General features: G+C 44.0%; 18 protein-coding genes. 10 read left to right on the top strand and 8 right to left on the bottom strand.

Annotated features, from left to right (window positions below):
* Positions 1–13: 13 nt before the first annotated feature.
* Together F6K51_RS28155 and F6K51_RS28150 are read right to left on the bottom strand one after the other, a co-directional pair.
* Complete coding sequence (locus tag F6K51_RS28155) at positions 14–1054, bottom strand: amino acid ABC transporter substrate-binding protein (protein ID WP_293026338.1); 1041 nt, start codon at positions 1052–1054, stop codon at positions 14–16.
* Positions 1055–1609: 555 nt separating this feature from the next.
* Complete coding sequence (locus tag F6K51_RS28150) at positions 1610–2374, bottom strand: hypothetical protein (RefSeq protein ID WP_293026336.1); 765 nt, start codon at positions 2372–2374, stop codon at positions 1610–1612.
* 554 nt (positions 2375–2928) lie between these two features.
* On the opposite strand from F6K51_RS28150, the gene F6K51_RS28145 reads away from it, so the two are divergent.
* From F6K51_RS28145 to F6K51_RS28125, 5 genes are all read left to right on the top strand, one after another.
* Entirely contained in the window at positions 2929–3732 is an 804-nt protein-coding gene (locus F6K51_RS28145; RefSeq protein ID WP_293026334.1) for an iron-containing redox enzyme family protein, read from the top strand.
* A gap of 384 nt (positions 3733–4116) precedes the next feature.
* A complete protein-coding gene (locus F6K51_RS28140; protein WP_293026332.1) occupies positions 4117–4959 on the top strand; it encodes an SDR family oxidoreductase in 843 nt (280 codons plus the stop codon).
* A 320-nt stretch (positions 4960–5279) separates the two neighbouring features.
* On the top strand, positions 5280–6335 hold the full coding sequence (locus F6K51_RS28135) for a hypothetical protein (protein WP_293026330.1): 1056 nt from the start codon (positions 5280–5282) through the stop codon (positions 6333–6335).
* Positions 6336–6381: 46 nt separating this feature from the next.
* On the top strand, positions 6382–8304 hold the full coding sequence (gene asnB / locus F6K51_RS28130; protein ID WP_293026328.1) for an asparagine synthase (glutamine-hydrolyzing): 1923 nt from the start codon (positions 6382–6384) through the stop codon (positions 8302–8304).
* A gap of 100 nt (positions 8305–8404) precedes the next feature.
* A complete protein-coding gene (locus tag F6K51_RS28125; RefSeq protein WP_293026326.1) occupies positions 8405–9256 on the top strand; it encodes an MBL fold metallo-hydrolase in 852 nt (283 codons plus the stop codon).
* A gap of 157 nt (positions 9257–9413) precedes the next feature.
* On the opposite strand, the gene F6K51_RS28120 is transcribed toward F6K51_RS28125, so the two are convergent.
* Positions 9414–10430 carry a C-terminal binding protein gene (locus tag F6K51_RS28120; protein WP_293026324.1) on the bottom strand — a complete coding sequence of 339 codons (1017 nt, stop codon included), beginning with the start codon at positions 10428–10430 and terminating at the stop codon, positions 9414–9416.
* Positions 10431–10751: 321 nt separating this feature from the next.
* On the opposite strand from F6K51_RS28120, the gene F6K51_RS28115 reads away from it, so the two are divergent.
* The 4 genes from F6K51_RS28115 to F6K51_RS28100 all read left to right on the top strand — a co-directional run bounded on the left by F6K51_RS28115 (position 10752) and on the right by F6K51_RS28100 (position 15189).
* Entirely contained in the window at positions 10752–12437 is a 1686-nt protein-coding gene (locus tag F6K51_RS28115) for an EF-hand domain-containing protein (RefSeq protein ID WP_293026322.1), read from the top strand.
* Positions 12438–12621: 184 nt separating this feature from the next.
* Positions 12622–12828: a hypothetical protein gene (locus F6K51_RS28110; RefSeq protein ID WP_293026320.1), complete on the top strand. Its 207-nt coding sequence runs from the start codon at positions 12622–12624 to the stop codon at positions 12826–12828.
* Positions 12789–13436, top strand: a complete 648-nt coding sequence (locus tag F6K51_RS28105; protein WP_293026318.1) for a nucleoside hydrolase — start codon at positions 12789–12791, stop codon at positions 13434–13436. Before F6K51_RS28110 ends, F6K51_RS28105 begins: the two co-directional genes overlap by 40 nt.
* Before the next feature lie 103 nt (positions 13437–13539).
* Positions 13540–15189 (top strand): urea transporter, encoded by a 1650-nt coding sequence (locus F6K51_RS28100; protein ID WP_293026316.1) that lies wholly within the window; start codon positions 13540–13542, stop codon positions 15187–15189.
* A gap of 14 nt (positions 15190–15203) precedes the next feature.
* Here the strand turns inward: F6K51_RS28100 and F6K51_RS28095 are convergent, their stop codons facing one another.
* Positions 15204–16460 (bottom strand): glycosyltransferase family 2 protein, encoded by a 1257-nt coding sequence (locus F6K51_RS28095; protein WP_365940291.1) that lies wholly within the window; start codon positions 16458–16460, stop codon positions 15204–15206.
* Positions 16461–16508: 48 nt separating this feature from the next.
* On the bottom strand, positions 16509–17384 hold the full coding sequence (locus tag F6K51_RS38645; RefSeq protein ID WP_365940294.1) for a glycosyltransferase: 876 nt from the start codon (positions 17382–17384) through the stop codon (positions 16509–16511).
* Positions 17385–17997: 613 nt separating this feature from the next.
* On the opposite strand from F6K51_RS38645, the gene F6K51_RS28090 reads away from it, so the two are divergent.
* Positions 17998–18396 carry a DM13 domain-containing protein gene (locus F6K51_RS28090; protein WP_293026314.1) on the top strand — a complete coding sequence of 133 codons (399 nt, stop codon included), beginning with the start codon at positions 17998–18000 and terminating at the stop codon, positions 18394–18396.
* 39 nt (positions 18397–18435) lie between these two features.
* Here F6K51_RS28090 and F6K51_RS28085 read toward each other — a convergent pair whose 3' ends face one another.
* The 3 genes from F6K51_RS28085 to F6K51_RS28075 all read right to left on the bottom strand — a co-directional run bounded on the left by F6K51_RS28085 (position 18436) and on the right by F6K51_RS28075 (position 21868).
* The gene (locus F6K51_RS28085; protein ID WP_293026342.1) at positions 18436–19650 is read right to left on the bottom strand and encodes a bifunctional sterol desaturase/short chain dehydrogenase; all 1215 of its coding nucleotides are present in this window, start codon (positions 19648–19650) and stop codon (positions 18436–18438) included.
* Positions 19651–19870: 220 nt separating this feature from the next.
* Positions 19871–20620, bottom strand: a complete 750-nt coding sequence (locus tag F6K51_RS28080; RefSeq protein ID WP_364303754.1) for an ABC transporter ATP-binding protein — start codon at positions 20618–20620, stop codon at positions 19871–19873.
* A 723-nt stretch (positions 20621–21343) separates the two neighbouring features.
* On the bottom strand, positions 21344–21868 hold the full coding sequence (locus tag F6K51_RS28075; RefSeq protein ID WP_293026312.1) for a chemotaxis protein CheW: 525 nt from the start codon (positions 21866–21868) through the stop codon (positions 21344–21346).
* Between the last annotated feature and the right edge of the window lie 249 nt (positions 21869–22117).

Here is a 22117-nt window from a genome sequence, read left to right as displayed (position 1 = left end):
AGTTAACAATCCCTTAACGGAAGGGTGGAGAATACAAAATACCCCCACGAGTCCAGAGGTCATTCAGACCCCGATTGAGTTTGAACTGAGAACTTTTACCCAAGTTCCGGTCATAGACTTCGCCGTAGTTACCCACGTGCTTAATCACTCGCGCTGCAAAATCGTTTTCTAAACCGAGATCTTTGCCTAAGTCACCTTCAACACCCAGGAAGCGTTTGACAGTCGGGTTAGGACTGTTGCTCATTTGTGCCACATTCGCCTTAGTAATGCCTAACTCTTCTGCTTCAATCAAGGCGAAAGTCACCCACTTAACGACATCAAACCAAGCGGAGTCATTATTAACAGTTACTGGTCCCAAGGGTTCCTTGGACATGGTAACATCTAGAAGTATATGATCCTCAGGCTTAGGCAGAGTGCTGCGTTTGGCAAGTAGTTGGGATTTATCAGAAGTCATGCCGTCACAACGTCCTTCGTCATAGGCAGTATAGGCAAGGTCTGCTTTCTGAAACACCACTGGCTCAAATTCAACACCTGCTTCCCGCATCTTGTCGGTTAAATTCAACTCAGTAGTAGTTCCAGTTTCCACACAGACGGATTTGCCTTGAAAATCTTTCAGTGTTTTAATCCCACTGTTTTTGCGCACCATCATGCCCTGACCATCATAAAAGGTAGTAGGGGCAAATTCTAAGTTATTGGTAGAGCTATCTCGGCTAAGAGTCCAAGTGGTATTGCGCGAGAGCATATCCACTTCACCAGTCTTGACGGCGGTAAATCGCTCCGTGGAGTCAAGGTTACGGTACTCTACTGCTGCTGGGTCATCAAACAAAGCAGCAGCAACTGCTTTACACACATCCACATCTAGCCCGGAGTAGTTTCCGCTCCCATCCACAAAGCTAAATCCGGGAATGCCACCGTCAACACCACAAATCAGCTTGCCACGGCTCTTGACTATATTTAAGCGGCTTTGTGTAGCGCTTGTCCCACCTCCTTCACAGGCTGTTAAGGGTGCAACTAATACTAGAGTGGCTAGTACCAGAGAACTCCATTTAGGCATAAGTTTTTTCTTGGTCTTGTTTTTTAGATAGACAACGGCCTCACGCGATCAGCTGACATGAGCTTCCGCTGCTTAAGCTTGCTTGCATTTTAGATCAAGTTGGTTAGATTACTTATGCAGCTAGATTAGTTATCTAGCAAAGGGAACAGGGAGTCGGGAGTCGGGAGTTGGGAGTCGGGAGTCGGGAGTCGGGAGTCGGCAGACTAATTGACCTAAACAGTATCATCACAATACTTTTGCAAAAGGTCTAGTGAAATAAGTTTGAATAGTTATAAACTTATAATTGTAATTTTTTTTAAGTTGTTTTAAAAAAAACTAATAATTAATCAATCGTTTTTCTAGAAAAGCGATCGCTTAATTCACCTGAGCCGATCAAGTCATTCCAATCATCAAATCAGCTCACAGAGGTGAACCCCTGGAGGATGTACCAAGGCTCAAGCAAACCTGCGATCGCTTTTTGGGCACGCTTTAGGAACGCACCGAATACTGTCCTTAACGTTCTGTTGAGAAATTAGCTCTAGTGGCAATGCTTCTCAAAGGCAGTATCTATCAAACCTATAGTGCTAGAGTTTGTGACTGAACGGACATGGGGAAGAGCATGTACTCATTCCACATGCGCCAGATGTAAGCCGTAATTGCTTTTTTACGAGTTTTGTGATCCTCAAATGAGTACTGGACTATTGAACTAGGTGCAGCCGACTGAATGTCCGTTAGATGAGAGTTACAGCCGCACCCGTGTTGGAGCAGAAGACCGTGACCAGCAGCTTTACTCTGGACAAACATCAGCATCCGCGTCACATTGAAGGCGTGAAGGCAGGCATCGTAGGGACGTTTGACACCCTGCATGCGCACATCAAAAGCCATAGCTCGTGATTCTAGGATCGAGTCACGCTCAATCGGGCACAGAAGCATCTGATAGAAAGACGCTGGTAATTCATATTTGAACTCTTCAAACACGTCTACGACAAAAGCGACCACCCGTTCGGCACCATCTGTTGCCACAGCAGTAGTCTTGGCTAATTCAAAATTTGGGTAAGCTGACAGCAAATAGTCAGCACCAAAGAACTCTAAAGTATCCCAAGCTCCCTTCTGAAAAAGAGACTGGCAATCGAAACCTTGCTCAAAAATTTCTGGGCTGCCATCAGTTGCCTTGGTTAGAAACAATTGAGCCAAAGCAATCAGGAACTCAAGGTCAGGATGTCCTACTTCTGCCTCACCACTGGCAATTTTTTGCCAAACCGTGGGTAGTTGGTCAATGGCAACAGCGTCAATGCCTTCAAGAATAGACCTAGCAGTCAAAACCGAAACAGTTTGTTGCATTGTCATAAAGCAAGTTAGACTTAACCCTGGATTTTTTTAGTAACGATACGTTAGCAACTGTCGAGATATTTCCATTTTGGTAATAGCCAAGACAGGCACCTTGATCAAGATACCATACAACTAGCAATCAGTATTTATAGACTACAGGTACTCCTAAATCACGACAAACACGGAATTAGGAAAGGTGCTCGGGAGCTATCCCCATTTATTGAAGGGTAAGACCATTTGGGCGCGCTTCCCGTGCCTTTAACTGTGGTCAGTTAGCTTCAGCACGTTCAGCTCCTTAACGTTATGTTAAGGAAGTAGAGATTTGCTCCGAAGCCCGTACGCTCTTATATATCTCTCGTATATTTAGTCTATTGATTTCCATGAAATTAAGATCTCAAAATACACTCGAAAGCTTTACCCCTCTTAGCTTTCAGCCCAAACAATAACGAAAATATTCGGTAACTTTATAGTCCCCATAGTCGGGAGCAAAACTAAAATTTATCAAAAAAAATTTTGCAAAACCGAAGTTGGCTGGTATGATTCGAAAGTCATGGATGTAATAATTCATGGTGCTAAAAGAAGCTAAAGTTGTTAAAAACATGAATAAAACCACTGAAAGCAGTAGCACACTAGAACTTTGGGAAGCTCATCTACACGGCCTAGTATCCAAACATGCTTGGCTAGCTAATGCTGCGCCAGAGGAACTGGCTTTAGTGCGAGAAAGGGTATCCCCTCTGCGACTGGCAGCTTGCTGGTATCATTTCAGTGTTTTTGCCGCCGATTTTTTGTGTCTGGCACTGCCTCTGTTAGAAAATCCTGTCAATCGCTGCTATATTGCCCAGACAGCCAATGAAGAATTAGGATGCGGTGATCCTCAGCAAGTTCATTCAGTGCTGCTGCTAGAGGCACTGGCCGAGGCGGGCCTTGACCAACACACCATCCTTAGCTATCCAACCCTTGATATTGATCAGGTTTTGGAAGCCTTAAAACAACAGCTTCTCAGCGCCAAGAATGATCATGAGATCGCCGGTTTTTTCTTGGGCTTCGAGCTTTTGGCGGAACACAATATCTCCCATGTCTTTGAGTGTTTGAAGCCCCAGGCATCCTCCAGGGAGGAATTACGACAGACACCTTATTTCCAGGAACACTTCAAGGTAGAGCCAGCTCATATTAGAAGGGCGATTACACTGGGGATGAATTCCTGCGCTTACGATTACCAGATTAAGTCGATGCTGGATAAATTCCATTACACCATCTCATTCTGGAATCATTTTTGGGGGGTTGTTCATCAGGAAAACTCAAACTCAGGTGTCGGGCAATTTACCAAGATTGGAGCAGGGCTTGGTGAAGCTCTAATGCCTAAAATCTAAAACTTTCAGGACTGACCAAGATACTCCCTAATCAGGGGTGGTATTGACCCCCTTCCTCCCCCAGGTAGTCTCTAAACGCTCAATTGGTGTGGTGAGAGGACTAACGTTATAGTTGTCAAGATCTGAGTTCTATCTGGGCGGATGGTATAGCACTACGCATTAAAGTTAGGACATTGATAGAAGCTGAAAAGCTAATGCACGTGAACTTTTGCCTCTTGCCTTTTGCCTTTTGCCTTGCGCTATAGCAATCAAGCATCCACTTAGAATCACCAGTCTTTGAAGGGAGTGAGGGGCGATTGGAGTCACTTGTAGAGTTTGGTTATACCCTTGAATGTCTGAGCATGACAGCACAGAGATAACCTGGTAATGTAATCGAATTAAATCATGGATCTTGGATTAAAAGATCGGGTAGCCTTAGTCTGTGCTAGCAGTCAAGGACTGGGAAAAGCTATTGCTAAATCTCTGGCTCAAGAAGGAGCTAGTGTAGCTATATGCAGCCGAAACCAGAAGTGCCTTGAAGAAACTCGTCAAACCTTAGAAGCTGAAACTAACGCCAAGATAATCAGTGTAGTAGCAGATTTGAGCTTGAAACAGGATATAGAAAAACTTCTAGAAACTGTAGAAGCGAACCTAGGCTCTATCGAGATCTTGGTTAATAACACAGGGAACCCACCAGCAGGTCGTCTTGCCCAATTGAGCGAGTCAGATTGGGATCGTGCTTACCAACTGGTACTGATGAGTGCGATTCGACTCACCAAAGGAGTCATACCCAGTATGATCGAGGGTGGCTGGGGGCGGGTGATTAATATCGCCACCAGTGCAGTAGAACAGCCAAGAGGCGATCTGTTAATTTCTACTACCTTCAGAGCGGGATTAGCTGCTTTTAGCAGAGCGATCGCAGCGGAGTTGGCTGAGCATAATGTACTTATTCATACCGTTTGTCCAGGGGTAATTGGTACGGGGGCTATGCTGAACTTAGCTGAAAACATGGCGGCTGCCGGGGAAATTACGGTTCAAGCTGCCAAAGACAGGCTCACGTTTGGCGTTCCCATGGGACGTATGGGCGAACCTGAAGAAATCGCCGCTTTAGTGACTTGCTTGGCATCCGATCGGCTGAATTACATGACTGGACAGACTATTACTATCGATGGAGGGAAACTGACGGTTCCTCTGAAAAGTGCTTATGCTGATGCTTCCCGAAGAATTAACTTTGAAGGGAAATTATAGCAAAAAGGGGACAAAGTTATGAGGCGAACGCATGATTACTCGAACAAAGTGTTAACTTGATTATCTCCATCAATGGAGATAATTCTAATAATAGAAGTGCCAAGAAAAAAATGACATCAAGTGTGCATTTGCAAGCCATTCTAGAACATGCTGATATCCTTTCTACTTGTCCGGAAAGAATATGGTCCTTGCAGGAGAATGCCCCTCGACTTTTCGAGGAGGTTGTTAGGCAAAATATTATTGCAGAGGACCTGTACAGCTTATTATCACGTTATGTTCCTGCTCAGAGACAGGTTCACTATGGTCTTTTTGACCCTTTTGTGCGCCCTGAGCGCCATTCAAGGGCAATCTATTTGAATTTAGATGCCACTACTACTGATGCAAAATACTCAGGCTGTATAGCCATCAAGGGTGCTGAACCTTGTGCAGTGAACTTTGGCGAGACATTTGAGAAACTGGTAGAAGAGTCCTCCGTATGGGAACTGGAAACTGGTGTTTTATCTGGTGTATCTACCTCGGTCAATGTAATGATGGACAGACTACATCTGTTTTTAGTGGGAGAGGGCAAAATGCCAGGTGTAGTCCAGTTGGATGAATGCAAAGAAGACGCGCTACAAGCTCTCGATTTCCAAGAGAAGCACTTACAAGTATTCGGGGAGATCGCGCATGTTCCATTGCCTTTGTTCATCTTTCGTTGGCCCGACGAGACAATAGAGAAAGTGAAAACTATTCTGCGACAACTGGTTTCTCCGACCGCTCTTCAGAAACTTCGGAGGCTCGACGATGGCATAGGAGTGTATATCTACTATTATCCTACCGTACCTTATCGGATGGCTCATCTAGATCTGCCGGTTATCTTCGGAAATATCTCCTACGACGATCGGAAGCAGACTCTCCTTAAACAAATCCCAGAGCCTGATAAGCTCATTTCGAGTTGGTTTGAAGTTGTTAGTCGGATGTTAGCTCTTGGGTACACGGCAACGGACCCTTGTTCTTGGAATTGTGGCCACTGCCTAATGCCTCAAAATCTCGTTCTAGATGGTGGAATTTGTGACATCAACAGTTTGCGCCAGCTATCGACTATTTCTAAGGAAGCTCAAAGGAGGCACTCTCTGTTTGAAACGGTACGATGGCTCGATGCCTCGGTTCGTTTCTTCTTGTTTGGTGAGAATGCGTTGAGTGCTCGATTTACCAGGAATTCCCTGCATACCTATGCTATAACTCTTGAGAATCTGAAGGAACGATTGATCGAAGCCCAATCAGAGGGTGTAGAGATAGATACACATGTCAAAAGAATCCTTTTCGACGAATCGAGCTTAACGCAACAATTTGAGAAGCATCTTAAAGCATTGTCGGCACAAGCAAAAAGCTTTTAACAAGAAAAATTATTTTTAAGGCAATAGCAAGAGAGGAACATTATTTATGTGTGGTATTGTCGCAATGTTGTCAACACAAGAGCAAATTTCCGAGTCATCTTTGAAACGGGGGATAGAACACTTAAACCATCGAGGTCCAGATGGACAAAAAATTTGGATTTCCCCTGAAGGTAGAGTGGGTTTGGGACATGCACGACTTAGTATTATTGACCTTACAGGTGGAGAACAACCGATTGCCAACAGAGATGAAACACTGCGTATCATAGTCAATGGAGAGTTTTATGATTTTGAGCGGATACAGCAGGATTTGAGGCGATGGGGATATCAACTGCTAACCCAATCTGACAGTGAAATCGCGCTTCATTTATATGATGAATTCGGAACAGAGTGTCTGCAGCACCTCCGAGGAGAGTTTGCGTTTATGCTTTGGGATCAGCGTAAGGAGTTACTTTTTGCCGTTCGAGATCGCTTTGGCATTAAGCCCCTGTACTACGCTGTTCATGGTAATACTCTTTATCTCGCCTCTGAAGTTAAAGCATTATTTGCCGCTGGTGTGCCCGCTCATTGGGATCGAGAAGCATTGGTACTCAAAAATATCGAGCTTTTAGCCCACAATCACACCTTGTTTGCCAATGTGTATCAAGTGCCGCCAGGGCATTTTCTGATGGCCTCTCATTCTGGTATAAAGTTGCAGCAGTATTGGGATTTTGATTACCCTCAAATTACTGATTCCCAGTTTCACAGGTCTGAAGAAGACTACATTGAACAGCTCCGCGATACGTTACATGAGGCAATTCGACTTCGGTTAGAGGCTGATGTTCCTGTTGGTTGCTATCTCAGCGGTGGACTTGATTCCTCTACGGTTTTAGGAATGGCTAGTATCCACGTACCTGAGCCGATTCAGGCGTTTACCTTGAGCTTTGAGCAAGATATTTATGACGAAAAAGCGATTGCAATTGAGACCGCAGCACGTGCAAGAGCAAAACTTGAGGTTATTCAAATCCGGCCCTCTGACCTGATTGATAATTTTGCGGATGCAGTTTATCAGAGTGAAATGTTATGCAACAACACTAATGGGACAGCCAAGTATCTCTTGAGTCGAGCAACACGGGACGCTGGCTATAAAGTTGTTCTGACGGGGGAAGGCTCAGACGAAATATTTGGAGGATATGCCCATTTCCGCCAAGATATGTGGCGTCATAATGCAGAAAGGCAAGATGAGCAGACGATTAAAAATCTGCTAGAACAATTAAAGCAAAGCAATAAAGTATCTGCGGGGATTTTATTCTCTGAGGGGGAATGGACTAAGAAATTAGCTAGTGTTGATAAACAATTAGGATTTATACCAGCTTGGATGGAAATTTCAGCAGTATGGCATCGTCAGTTTTTATCTCTTTACTCGCCTGAGTTGGTTGATCAGTTTAGCTATGAGGATACTTACCAACGCTTTTTGGAGCCGATAGATACCTCTGGACAACTTTCTAAATGGGAACCAGTCCATAAATCTTTATATTTGTGGGCAAAGAGTCTGTTGCCCAATAATATTTTTAGAGTGCTAGGGGATGGTGTAGAAATGGCTCATTCCATAGAAGGGCGGCTACCATTTCTAGATCATAAAGTAGTTGAATTAGTTTGCCGTATGCCTATTTCCATGAAGATTCGTGGCTTGACTGAAAAATATGTTTTACGAGAAGCCGCACGCCCATTTCTAACGGATACCGTTTACCATCGTCAAAAACATCCATTTCTAGCTCCCCCTTCAACCTTGAAACTCAACAAGGGACTATTTCAATTTACTCAGGATATACTTCGTAGTTCAGATCTAGCATCTATCTACAATCAATCACCTGTCACTCAGTTGCTTGATAAAATACCTGACATGGATGAACGTCAACGCATTAGCATCGACCCAATTTTAATGAAGATGGTGAGTAGCTGTATCATACAAAAAAGGTTTGGGCTGACCTAATGGTCTTAGGAATGCTAAGGCCGCTCTGAACGTGAACGCTCAATAAATCGAAATCGCGATGGTTGAGCAACAGTCGTAATTTTTCTGTAGGAAAGAGATAATGGCGTGGAAAATTGGGAATGTTTTCATTACACCAGTAATTGAACTGGATCTCTCGGTAGATCCATCATTTACCCTACCTGATGCGACTCCAGAAAACTTAGCTCCTGACTTCGACTGGCTCAAACCCCATTTTGTTGATCAAGACGGCAAGCTTAAGTTTAGAGTTCAGGCACTTCTAGTTGAGTCCTATGGGCATAAAATTATCATTGATACCTGTGTTGGCAATGACAAACAACGCTCAGAACCAGCGTTTAATCAGCTCAATGGGCCGTTTATAGAAGATATTGCTAAATCTGGCTTCAAGCGTGAAGAGGTGGATATAGTAGTCTGCACCCATTTGCATTACGATCATATCGGTTGGAATACCATGAAAGTCAATGGTGAGTGGATTCCGACATTTCCGAATGCCCGCTATCTGATTACACAGCCTGAATTTGAACACTGTCGCACTCAGAAAGAGGATTTTTGGGTAAAGGCTTTTGGGGATTCTGTCGCCCCAGTCTTTGAAGCGGGATTGGTTGATTTAGTCGATTGTAATTATCAAATTACCCCTGAATTGCAATTGTTTCCCACTCCTGGTCATACTCCCGGACACTGTAGCGTGGTTATTTCTTCCCAAGGTCAGGAGGCGATGATTACAGGGGACGTTATGCATCACCCATGCCAATGCGCCCACCCAGAATGGGAATGTGTTGCTGATAGTTCTCACGAGCAAGCTCAGATTACTCGACGAAAATTTCTCGAGCGTGTCGGGGATACGGACATGTTAGTGATTGGTACTCATTGGAGCGCTCCTAAACCAGTTAGTGTCACCAAACATAAAACTGCTTGGAAGGTAGAAATTGCTTAATAGTTACCGCAGGGTAAGCCCAATAAAAATTGAGCTAAAATGTGATATAGGGCAAGGATTATGACCATAATAAGCCAAGATTGATCAGCACTCTTACATGTTTTTATCAATATTGTTGATAATAATCCCTCCTTATTGATTCTTGGGTTTACCCTGGTTAGATAGTAGTTATTTGCTGGTGGAAGTCATTTTTGCTAGAAACACCATTAACTATAGTTGGTACCTCTTGACCAAATAGGAAAATGCGCACAAAGGTAGCTGCTTTGAAACGGAGTTCTGCTTCAGCAGCGTCAGCATAAAATGCTGAATGTGCTGTCAAGATGACTTTTTCAGAAGTTCGTAATTCATCAGGTACATTTGGTTCAGTACTCAAAACATCTAGCCCCACCTGACCAATAGAACCTGATAGAATACTTTCAATGAGTGCTTCTTGATCGATTACTTGCCCACGAGCCGTATTAATGAGTATCGTTTCAGGAGTCATACGTTTCAACTCTTCTCGACCAATAAGATGCCGTGTTTCACTGGTGAGCGCAGTATGAATAGTGATGATTTGAGCAGCATCTATTAATTCATTTAGTGTTTCACAGCGAGTTACACCATGAGCTTTTGCTGTCCCCCTCGGCACATAGGGATCATAAAAGGCAACCTTGAGACCAAAAGGGTGAGCCCGTCTAGCTACAGCGCTCCCAATGGGCCCGAACCCAATAATACCCAAAGTCATACCTCGAAGGCGAGGCACACTACCGACAGCGTTCCAATCCCATCCTTGGTTACGAACATATTTGTCAACAATTAAAAGTTTACGTACTAAAGCCAGAATTAAACCAAGAGTGTGATCGGCAACTTCCTCTGTTCCATAGTCGGGAACGTTACACACTGGAATACCTTTTTTGGCAGCAAAAGCAAGATCAATGTTGTCAAAACCTACAGCTGCCCGTACAATACAACGGCAACACTGCAATCTTCCCAGAATATCTGCATCAAGGGGTGTCTTGTGCCAGGATATGATTGCCTCAACATCTTCTATGCGACCAATGAGTTCTTTAGCCTGATCGGCTCGATGGACAACAACCGTGGCTTCAGGTTGGAGAACGTTTTGCTCGATGTCTGGTTCCTGAAGATAATCACCCTGCGGGGAATGTATAATCGCTACACGAAAGTTAGACTTCACCTTTGATTTTTGGTAAATGATACGTTAGCAACTGTCAAAATGCTTCCATGCTGGTAATAGCAAATACAGGCACCTTGATTAAGATACCATACAACTAGGAATCAGTATTTCTAGTTGTATGGTACTCCTAAATCACGACTAAACCTCAAGTATTGGGATGTTCCGGTGCCTGCTCCCGATTCATCTGTGTATTCACCAACGCCGTCACTAGCATCAGTTGAATTCTTAAGAAACTATTTTAATTATAATTTTTGCTGATCTCTTTGTTGACGCTTTTGCTATAGAATATTCCTGAAATATTCCTAAAAATTACTTTCCCTAATGACAAATCCTCGATTGTATCTGCCGAAACCCCGAGAGGCGGTGGGCAACTATCTCAGAATCATTTCGATCAATGATGTTTACGACATCAATAATTATCCCTACGTGGAAACAGTGATTAAATCCCTGAAGGAAACATCGGAAGATGCCGTGGTGATTGCCTGCCTCAGCGGAGACTTTCTCTCTCCTTGTTTAATTACCTCACTTGATGGCGGTAAAGCCATGCTGGACGTGCTCAAGGTAGTCAACATTGATTATATTTGCTTGGGCAACCATGAATTCGATGTTACCGTCGATGTCCTAGGTGAGCGTTTCAAAACCTACGAAGGGAAATGCTTAAATAGCAACATCTTGGACTTGCCAATTGTGGATGCCAGTGGTCAGCTGCTTCCGAAATATGACATTGTTGAAGTAGGTTCTCGTAGAGTTGCCTTTGCTGGATTTTGCACTAGTAAGATCAATACTTTCCGACCCGGGGCGAACATAACCATCCAACCCATCTTTGATGCGTTAAAAGAAACCTGGTCTAAGTGTTCCAATGACGCAACCATGCTGATTCCGCTGACCCATCAGACGATTGCCGAAGATCGGGAACTAGCCACGGGGATCGAGCAAGATGACCAACTTAGTGGTAAGGTTCCTATAATTGTTGGGGGGCACGAGCATGAGATTTATATTGAGAAAATTGAGCGGAGTCTGATTGTTAAGGCTGGTGCTGATGCTACTAATGTGGTTGTTGTTGATGTGTGGTGGGATGCTTCCGAGCAGTGGCATAGTGCTGTTCATCTGTTGCCAGCCACCCATTTTGATGCCGATCCCAAGGTCCAAAAGTTTGTAGAAAGTACCGAAAATTTTCTAGGTTCGCTGATGGATGTGGAAATTTTTGAGGTGAAAGAACCGATGTCCTCTAAACGGATGCGATTCCAACCCGAAAAAGTGGCCTCAACCCTATGTTCTTATATCAAGAAAAGCTTTAAAAATGTCGATCTAGTTATGATCCAGGGAGGATGTGTTCGGGGTAAGCGATACTATGAGAAGGGAGAATCGTTCAGATATAGGGATTTGTTGGAAGAGATGCCATTGGATACCCAAATGGCCTTGATTCAGGTGCCTGGGTACATCTTACAAGAGTCTATTACCGAAACTCGCGGCACGCCCGAGCGGGAAGCATCCAATTTTCTCCATGCCGATCTTGATGTAGTAGTTGAAGACTACCCCAGTCTGAAAATTGTCAGCATTAACCACGCCCCATTTGACCCCCAAAAGATTTACACCCTCAGTATTGTCCAATTCTTGCTGAGGGGGCTCGATCAAATCAAACCGTTGGTAGATTATGTCAACGCAAACGGTGGTGCTCCACCTTTGGAGCAATGTCTTCCAGGCCAAAACCTGATCGTAGAAAGCTGCATGAAAGATGCTTGGAGAGTCCTAATTAATTATGAGGAATGGGACGCCGATGGCGATGGGAAAATGACCACAGAAGAGCTGAAACAGGGTTTCAAAAATGCCTTTGCCTTTCTCGATCAAAATCAAGATGGCTATATTTCCCCGGCAGAAGTACAGGGAGCATTGGCAGAACGGACAGGCAGCACCCAGAAAGAATTAATTAGCCTGATGTTTGAGGTGTTGGATGTCGATAAAGATGGTATGGTGTCGATGGATGAGCTGGCATCGTTAGCAATGTAAGGAGAACACAATGCTTAATTCCCAAGCCCGTCCCATTTATCGATACTGATGGGGGTACTGATGGGGGTGTTGATGATGCTCTCGCGATTATCATGGCTCTGAATTGTGAACAAATTGAGCTCAAATCAGTCACCGTGTTAGCTGGCAATATTGATTTCATCAAGCTGCTAATAATGTGTTGCGGGTGATTGACATTGTTCAACCAAACCAGCCTCCCCTAGTGGCAAAAGGCTGTGAAAAACCTCTGGTTCGTCCTCCCTTCAATGCTGCAGGTATTCATGGCTCCGATGGACTGGGAGAACTGCATCAGTTTAAAAATGCTGATGGCAGCCCAAGTATCCCCAACTTACCATGGAGCCTTCTTCAGAAGATGCTGTTGATGTATTGCTGAAAGCCGCCCAGGAATATGGCAGCGACTTGACCATTGTGGCTCTAGGACCATTGACCAATATTGCAACAGCTCTGCAGCGCGATCGCACCACCCTGCAAAAGGTAGGCCGCATCGTGATCATGGGTGGAGCCGTGAAGGTTCCGGGCAACATTTCAGCTGCTGCCGAGTTTAACTTCTTTGTGGATCCTGATGCGGCTCAAATGGTTATGGAATCAGGCATTCCCCTGACCCTAGTAGCTTTGGATGTGGCCATGAAGGCACCCCTTCCCCGGAAAGATGTAGAGAATTACGCTCAGAAACATCCGTCAGCAGTGGCTCAGTTCATTGCCGATTGCACAGGCATTTATATGGCATTCTATAGAGAAAACGAAGGTTTCCACGGCTGCTACCTGCATGACCCATTAGCTGTCGGTGTTGCCATTGATCCGAACCTGGTTTCTACAGAATCGGTGTATATGGTGGTAGAAACTGAAGGAAAATTTACCTCTGATATGTCCCTGGCCGATCTGCGTGATCGTCGGGATGAAGCCGCCTATCCTCCCAATGTAGAAGCCTGTTTAGATGTGGATACCGATCGTTTCCTCAAACTGTTTTATGAACTGATTTAGAGCAATTCAGTCCTGAGTAAAAACCACATCCTTAAGGTTTGAGCCCTGTTCAAGAAATAGCCGCACAGGAGTCGATCTCACCCAACAAAAGCATCAATTTACCATGTCTCAAACATCTGAAATTTCTCAAGATAAACCTCAACCTTTGCCGCTCCATGAGCTGTTATCTCGTTTATTGAAATCAGAGAAAACGTCTCATCGGCATCCCTTGCCCATCATGGGAACTCTGCAAGACCTCAACCAAGCCTGGGAGCGGCGTCCGCTGTTAGATTTTATCAATGCTAGTTTACGGGGTATCGGTCAAGTAGGGTTTGCCAATAATCCTATCACTGGACTACTCATTACTCTTGCGGTTTTTATTCAGTCGCCCTGGGTAGCCTTGATGCTAGTTGTCGGAGTTGTTGTGGCTACATGGACCGCCTATTTGATGGGTCTCGATCGCCCCAGTATTCGCAATGGCATTTTTGGTTTGAACGGAGCCTTAGTGGGGCTAGCTTTAGGAACGTTTGGCACTTGGGGCAATGGTACTGGAAACTTGCTTTGGGTACTGGCGGTTATCATTTGTGCAGCCCTGAGCACAGTATTGATGCAGTATATCGGGCTATGGATGGCCGTGTATTTAGGGCTGCCCTCTATGGGAGTGCCATTTCACATTGTTACCTACAGCTTTCTGGTAATAGCCCTCTACGTTCCGCAACCCTTCTTTGAATTAGGGGCACCACCGCCCTTCCCTAACCCAGCTGAATCCCTAGATGGGGTAAGCGTTTTATCCGGCCTAATCACCGGAATTGGTCAAATCTTTTTTTCAGGCAGCTTAGTATCTGCCTTGTTAATTATAATTGCTTTAGCCTTGTGTAGCCCAATGGGAGCCCTGGTTGCGGTTCTAGGGTCGGTGATTGGTTTGGTCACTGGCATTGTACTGGGGGTAAATCTGAATGTGCTGTACGCTGGACTGTGGGGATACAACTCAGCATTAACCGCAATTGCTATTGGAGGCATTTTCTATACCCCTAATCGACGAAGCCTTTTGTTTGCAAGTGGTGGAGCCTTTGGGGCAGCTCTGATTGGCTGGCTGCTGACTCTGGTAATGACACCCTTGAAACTACCGATTTTGGCGATGTCCTTTCATCTGGGTACTTATGCCTGCTTCGTAATCTTACAGCGATCGCTTTCTTCCTTGGTGCCTGTTGCACCCTACTCCATTGCTAGTCCCGAAGAGCATCGATTCCGCTACCTCACAGCCAAGGAAGTGATTTCGGCCTTCCGTCGGCAGTTGCAAGGAGCCATGGTTGGGCAGCATCACAAGGTATTATTTGACAAAGCACCCCAAGAACTCAAAGGTGACCTGCGTTATATCTTTGATGCTATCGACCGGGATCAAAGCGGCAGCTTGTCTTTGACAGAACTTAGCTATCACTTCCAGCAAGCGGGGCATAGCATCAGTGATGATGAACTGAACTTTGTCTTTTCCAGCATGGATGTCGATAACAGCGGAGAAATAGACTTCGAGGAATTTGGGGAATTGTTGCTGCGCCACCGTCGTCTGATGTCGAGACTTAATGAGTTTGCCACATACTTTATTCCCATTGATAAGAATAAGAATGGAGTGGTTGAGCTAGATGAAATGAATGTAGTGTTAGCCAGTGTGGATCAGCCTCCTCTTTCAGAAGATGAAGTGACCTTTTTGCAACAGCGAATTGGAGGCAAAGAGCTTAACTGGGAAGGATTTATCGAATTGTTGCTAGTGATTTAGATCAATAGAGTTTCTCAACTCCTACCCTGGCGATCAAATAGTAATCGCGGTTTCAGCAAAATCTTAAACAACAGTAAAAGCGATCGCATTTCTGATGGAGTTTCCCGTCGCTGCCATCGACCCGGACGGCAAAAGAGTATCTCTACCAAAGTGCGATGCTCTTGGAGAGTTAATGGGTCAAACATAATTCGTAGACTAGCTTCTTCACCACTGTTGTCAATTTCAGTAACTACTCCTGACAACTCTAGCTTTTCCTCGATCATCTCTAGTTCCACTGGCAACGGTTCAGTGGCAGTGTTTGGGCTATCTAATCGTAAATCAGCCACCTCGGTCAAAGCCACTTGAGCACCAACTTCTGAAATCTTGGTGGTCATACCCCAGACAGTCTGATTTGAGATCTCAAGCCGCACCACTCGGCGCAACTTGAACCACTGGTAAAGGTCCCGATTGGGGACATCCACTACAATCAATAAAGCAATACCCAACATGATCAGGTTATAGATACTCCAAATCCAACCTAGACTCAGACCTTGAATCATCTGAGCGTCAGTAGCTGATATCCCACTTCCCCAATACATCACAGAAGTACTCAAATTCATCCATAGGCTAACTGCTGTAGCGATAAATAGGATAATCAAAGGCAATCCCAACTTGGAGTTAAACACAAAGCGATCGCGTTTTACGCCTTTGGGTGTGACCTTAAATCCTTTGCCAAAGGGATTCAGCATGACTTGTATCACTGTCAAGCTCAGAGGAACACACCAAGGCAATGAGTAAATATCCGACAACAATCCTGACCGGGAACGAAGGTTTAACCAGGAAAAAACTGTGAGCTGTATCAGATAATAAGGTAGCAAGAAATACAACAATTCAGCAGCCGTTGCTTTTAAGGGAATCACCCCTAGAAATGAATAAGCTAGGGGCATTAACAGGAATCCGAAGCGAGATAAACCGGTAAACCAATTTAGTAATCCATCTAAATGGGCTAGCCTTTGGATTGGTTTTAACCCCGGAATAGTTAGAGGGTTGGCATCAATAAAAAATGCCTGCAATGTTCCTTGAGCCCACCGCAATCGTTGAGCTACATGGGCAGCAATATTTTCTGCGGCTAAACCAGCACTAAGTTTTTCATCTAAATAAATAACTTGGTAACCCATTGCTGCTATCCGAATACCAGTAAAGTAATCTTCAGACAAAGAATCGGTTACAAAACCACCAGCCGCTTCTATAATATCACGTTTAACAACAAAGGAAGTTCCGGAACAAACCACACCGCCAGCACCATCCCTGATGGGCTGAACTTGCCGATAAAATATCTCTTATTCTGGCAGTAGCACATCTTCTAAACCTAAATTGTAGGCAATCGGGTCAGGGTTATAAAAGCTTTGAGGAGTTTGGACTAATCCGACATTACTATTTTTAAAAAAACCTACGGTGCGAGTCAGAAAATTTTTATTCGGGACAAAATCAGCATCAAATAATACAATCAAATCCCCTGATGTTTTTGGAATAGCATGGTTTAAGTTTCCCGCTTTGGCATAGGAATTATCTGGACGAGTGATATAGTTACACCCCAATTCAGCAGCTAGATCTTTGACATTTTGACGTTTGGTATCATCTAGTAAATAAACGTTTTTGTTGTCATAATCTATCCCTTGACAACCCATAATTGTTCGCTTTAAAATAAAACAGGGTTCATTATAGGTTGGGATGAAGATATCCACAGAAGGATTAAACCTTCCTGAAATCACATCTATTGATAACTGAGAAGCATGAGCGCTACGGTTTTTGACCCTTAACATTAAAAATAGCTGGATAATACTGCTGGTTAGCAACAACATTTCCAGTAAAAATAATCCTAGGCTAAAGACACCATTAAGGGGATCCACTAAATTGAGGGTAGAGAAGATTCGCCAGAGCAGATATCGTCCCAATAGTGCTAGCAAAATCCCCACCACTAAATTTCTAGACCAAGTGCGAGGACGGGGAGAGAGTTTCGTGACCCCCAGCACAACTACCATTAAGATAATTGTTGGCAGTAATAAGTAGTGGTGCTGAGTCACCATTGGTGCTTCCAGCCACATCGGTGGGTTTATTTGCCAGACATGCAGCTGAGCAAATAGCTGTGTAATCTGCCCCTGACCAGTCAACCAAGCTAAAGCGATCGCACTAAAACTAGTAAATAGAATCAGCATCACGACCGTTGCGGCTCGTAACCTAAAAACTTGTTTGTTAGAAGAACACCTAGAGTTTGGGTAGCTCACTTTGGGAACTGTCATGTCTAAAAACAGGTATAGCGCTGTGGGCAGGGAATAGGGAATAGGACATTAAAAAGTGTGGTATTATAAAGGTTATAGCAATTATTTGCCCCTTGAATTTGGAAACACCATTACACCCATTGCTGTATCATAACTTGTTATTTTAAACTCAACCAAACTAATAAAATAGTATGTGACTAATCTAGATAATATTGATAATATATTAATATAACCTGAGCTAAATATTAAAATTTACTTAACTTACCAAGTTTGGGATATATTAATGGATAAATTTTTTAATGAGCTAGAGTTGAGAAGTATTCACTAAATTTCTTAACCAAAACTCAGGTTAATGCCACCGAAGACTAGACATAATAGCAAAAAGAGTAATGTTTCCACGAGATAGATAATCTGATGAAGCTTAACTATTTAGCGATCTTTGGTGCTACTGCCTTTTTAAGCGTAGGTTGTGTAGCAGGAGTACCTGGGAATCAAGAGTACTGTTCAGGCAAAACCCTCTACCTCTAGGTCTACGACAACCAAGATTGATGTGTCCACTGTTCCAGCTGCTGAACCAGCTAGAACAGTGGCACAGGCAACAAGTAGATCAGGAAATTTTGTAACAGCAGCCCATTCTACTCAAGGCATGGTAAGTTTATTCACAGACAATGGACAACGTTACCTGAAGTTTGACGAAACCTTTAAGACCGATAACGGACCCGATTTAATGGTGCTGTTGCACCGCCAAACTGTCCCCAAATCCTACAGTAAGGAAAATTATGAAAGTCTTGGTCCTCTTCAGCAGGTCAGTGGGACTCAAGGGTACCTTATCCCTGCTGATGTTAATCCAGAAGACTTTAACTCTGTAGTCATATGGTGCCGTAAATTCAACGTCACCTTGGCCTTTCGGCCACGCTACGCGAATGGCTACGCCACCCTTAGTAAGTAGTACCACTAATTACTAATAATTAACCCAAGTTCCTAAGGACTAATGACTAAACAGCCTATAGTACAGGCTGACAAAAAATTCCTTGACTGGAAACGCTAAATAGGTTATCGGATTAATCGTCACAATGATGTTACGCACATCACGAGTGGCTAGATTAAGGATTTGTTGGGCTACCCAATCCGCTGACATGACCCCAATCGGATTGAGATTACTTTTAAATGGTCCGAGGATTAGTTTACGTACTACACAAGGAGCATCTAGACGACGGAGGGTAACTAGGTCTCCTAGGGTACGTTTGCTCAGTTCATACAAAGGACTAAAGGCTGGACTAACTTCCGCTTCCGAAGTATTAACCCAAACTTCCTTGCGAGCAATATCTTGGTTCGTCCGAACAGTGGATAAAAACATCTCCAGCAACCGCCAACTTGATAATGTGTTGACCTCGTAGGATTTTGCGATCGCATCGGCTGTCCGTTCTTGATGAACATTGATGCCGTGATTGAGAATTAGAATATCCAAATTTTCCAAATGTGGGGCTAGTTCGGACTCTTTACTCACTTGCCAAGTGAAGGTTTTTACTGGCAAGCTTTCACCATTGACACTTAACGTAACAGTTTGTTCTTGGGAGGTCAGAGCAATCACTTTTGCTCCCCGTTGCTGGAGATGGTACAACAGTGACTGTCCCAAAGTTCCCGATGCTCCCGTCACTGCAATAGTTTTCCCTTGGAGCGATAGTGCTGTCCCCATCAGTTTGTCTACTAAAGTCAATGTGCCGCCATAGTAAGCCTTTTGGTTATCAAAGTGATGTCGCCAATGGTAGCTGCGATTTACCATCCAACCGGAAGGAGGACAGAGGAATGGACCCGGAAGGTGGGTTCCATCAGTCAACTTATCAGCTCCCTTGATGCCATAGCCACGAGCGATCGCACCAAATAGAAATACCATAGAGTACACAGAACCAGCCAAAGCTGCCCAATGCATATCTGGTGTCCAGGTATAAGCCAACCACCATAGCACCAAGCCTAACATTAGCATGACCAAGGCTTCTGGCACATCATTACGCCAGTGCGCCTGTCGATATATGGTATCACTGACAGCAGTTAAATCCTGACGGAAGACCCGATGATGCCACACATGCAAGCGATACAGAGGTTTCCAGTGATGGGACAGGAGGTGATAGAAGTCTCGCACCAGTTCTACCCACAGAATAGAACCCAGTCCCAAAACCCCTATAGCTAGCCAGAAATTTACCATAAACATGATTATGATGCCTAGAGTGAACAGTAATTTGTCGTGTTGGCAAATTGCCCATTCACATCATAATTAGGTAGGTAGGTAGAAGTGAAACTAACATGCTCACGGTTGACCGTTAACACTCACCTGTGAAGCATCAACTTTCAACCATCAACCTTCAACCATCAACTTTAAACCATCAACCATCAACCTTCAACCTTCAACCATCAACCATCAACCTTCAACCATCAACCTTCAACATACCATCTTCCATATAAGACACTTGGTCAGCTACATCGATAATACGAGGATCGTGGGTTACCATCAGCACTGTGCAGCCTTTATCCTTAGCCAGACGACGCAGAAGCTCAATGACTGTATGACCACTGTGAGAGTCCAAGGCTGCCGTTGGCTCATCTGCCATAATTAGGGGTGGCTCTTTAGCTAAAGCCCGCGCGATCGCTACCCGTTGCTTCTGCCCCCCTGACAAGTCACTCGGTCTAAGATGTCCTTTCCCCTCTAAACCAACCTGCTCTAATAAGGTTTTTGCCTGCTGTCGAGCGTTGACCCCCCGAATGCCCTTAATGTTTAGCACAACTTCCACATTCTCTGCTGCTGTCAGAGCTGGAAATAGGTTGAAGTGTTGGAAAATAAAGCCAATGTGTTCTCGTCGAAACTCTGCCAGCTTAGTTCTAGACATACCGGTAATTTCTTGACCCAGTAAATAGACTTTTCCTAATGTCGGGGTCAGTAATCCCGCCAATATTGACAAAAGGGTAGTCTTGCCAGAGCCAGACGGTCCCATTAAAAGTTGGATATCACCACGTTTGACTTCCCAGTCTATTCCTTTGAGGACTTGAACACGGTTTTGTCCTGACTCGAAGTCCATCTGCACCCCTTTAGCAAGAATGGAGCGTATACCATACTTAGGTAAATCTATAACTTTAGATACTTTAGAGCCGCCCTTAATCAGTTTTTTGGGAAACACCATATATTAAACTTTAGCAGCACCCGTTGACTAGACTCTTAGGTCGTACTGCTGGAAATTGACGACTCCCCATCGCTAAAGCATGGGGATTCTGGCAGGTTGATCGGCGAACCGGCGACCTACACTGAATAAAAACGTTTTGTTTCACATCAGAGGGACTGGCCATAAGTTCTACTGCTAGAGATAAGACTTATTATGCTACATCTTAATCTCTAGATGGGTATTGTCGGATACTTGTTCCGATTGCTTCTACTTGACCCTTATCCCTTATAGTGCTAAGGATCGTAGATAAAAGCGTAGGTGGAAGCTACACCTGTGAACTACAATAGCCTGAGCTTACGCTACAGCAATGGATTCGGACTTCACAAGGAATTGCCTAAATTTAGTTCCCCAAACCCAGGTCTTATATTCCTGCCCTCACCAGCAGTCCTAATTTCTAAGACCGATGATTCTGCTTGGTTGGTTTTTTGGCAACAAGGTTTTTTAACTTGGTTATCGTCAAAGCGCGTTTTTGATGCTAGCAACTTTTTGGCACAATTCCCAGAAAAAGGCTCTCCCATAGGACGCTCATCAAGCACGGATAGAGCGCGGGACTTCTCCCCTAACCTTTAATTCTGGCAGATAGCTATTTTATAATCTAAAGTATAACAGAAATCTCATCCACTGGGACTATCCCCATCCCATCAAGCTAGGGGCAAAGATAGCTGATTGCTGATTGCTCAATGCTTAACCCCTTTTCGCACTTTGAGAAACCCAAGGCAGCAATTGATTAACATCTAGCAAAAAGACTGTCAAAGATGTATTTTCTTGGGGAATCACCGCAACATGACTAGCAATTCCTAGGGTATCAGCTTGACGAAAAGACTCTGGTAGGGTACGAATATCACTCACGGAAACCTCTATCAAATTCGGTGTTTTGAGTACAGGGATACCAAATCGTTCACCCATTGTATTTTGAGCAATCAGCAGGAAGCGTCCTGGGTTAGAAGTGCTGATTTTGCTAGATTTAAATAACCGGCGATGCAAGTCGATAATAGGAATTTCCTGATCATCGATATGGGCAATGCCAATATCATTGAGTCCACTGCTATAAACAGTTGTATAATTAATTACTTTTTTTACACACTCAATCGGAAATGCGAAATTGATGCTGTCTATTCTAAAGACCACTAATTTTAAGAATGATGTAGTATTCTGATTTTGCAATCGATTACTATCACTCAGCTGGGAGTCAATTAAGTTATTTTTCATAATATCGAATTCATCTTCATCTTGTTCAAATAAGTATGAATGATTAAAAATTACAATTATTATAATCAGGATTTGTAAGCAATGGTAATTAAATAGATTAACTCACCATACTAAGTTGGTAACCCACTTTCCGCAGGTAGGGATCACATGCAGATAATTTTCCTACCCCCTTTGAGCACGAAATCAAGCCAAGAGGTAATATTTACGGCAAGGAGCACCCAAGAACTGAAGAATCCACAATCGTTCAGA

Source organism: Moorena sp. SIO3I8, assembly GCF_010692325.1.
In the GTDB taxonomy this organism is placed as follows: domain Bacteria; phylum Cyanobacteriota; class Cyanobacteriia; order Cyanobacteriales; family Coleofasciculaceae; genus Moorena.
Note: the sequence above shows the minus strand (reverse complement) of the source record. Positions and strands in the feature narration are given on the sequence as shown.

What these genes read in the sequence shown, in the direction of transcription:
- F6K51_RS28155 (WP_293026338.1), bottom strand. Translation starts at nt 1,054, where the DNA reads ATGCCTAAATGGAGTTCTCTGGTACTAGCCACTCTAGTATTAGTTGCA.
- F6K51_RS28150 (WP_293026336.1), bottom strand. Translation starts at nt 2,374, where the DNA reads ATGCAACAAACTGTTTCGGTTTTGACTGCTAGGTCTATTCTTGAAGGC.
- F6K51_RS28145 (WP_293026334.1), top strand. Translation starts at nt 2,929, where the DNA reads ATGGTGCTAAAAGAAGCTAAAGTTGTTAAAAACATGAATAAAACCACT.
- F6K51_RS28140 (WP_293026332.1), top strand. Translation starts at nt 4,117, where the DNA reads ATGGATCTTGGATTAAAAGATCGGGTAGCCTTAGTCTGTGCTAGCAGT.
- asnB (WP_293026328.1), top strand. Translation starts at nt 6,382, where the DNA reads ATGTGTGGTATTGTCGCAATGTTGTCAACACAAGAGCAAATTTCCGAG.
- F6K51_RS28125 (WP_293026326.1), top strand. Translation starts at nt 8,405, where the DNA reads ATGGCGTGGAAAATTGGGAATGTTTTCATTACACCAGTAATTGAACTG.
- F6K51_RS28115 (WP_293026322.1), top strand. Translation starts at nt 10,752, where the DNA reads ATGACAAATCCTCGATTGTATCTGCCGAAACCCCGAGAGGCGGTGGGC.
- F6K51_RS28105 (WP_293026318.1), top strand. Translation starts at nt 12,789, where the DNA reads ATGGAGCCTTCTTCAGAAGATGCTGTTGATGTATTGCTGAAAGCCGCC.
- F6K51_RS28100 (WP_293026316.1), top strand. Translation starts at nt 13,540, where the DNA reads ATGTCTCAAACATCTGAAATTTCTCAAGATAAACCTCAACCTTTGCCG.
- F6K51_RS38645 (WP_365940294.1), bottom strand. Translation starts at nt 17,384, where the DNA reads ATGCTGATTCTATTTACTAGTTTTAGTGCGATCGCTTTAGCTTGGTTG.
- F6K51_RS28085 (WP_293026342.1), bottom strand. Translation starts at nt 19,650, where the DNA reads ATGGTAAATTTCTGGCTAGCTATAGGGGTTTTGGGACTGGGTTCTATT.
- F6K51_RS28080 (WP_364303754.1), bottom strand. Translation starts at nt 20,620, where the DNA reads ATGGTGTTTCCCAAAAAACTGATTAAGGGCGGCTCTAAAGTATCTAAA.
- F6K51_RS28075 (WP_293026312.1), bottom strand. Translation starts at nt 21,868, where the DNA reads ATGAAAAATAACTTAATTGACTCCCAGCTGAGTGATAGTAATCGATTG.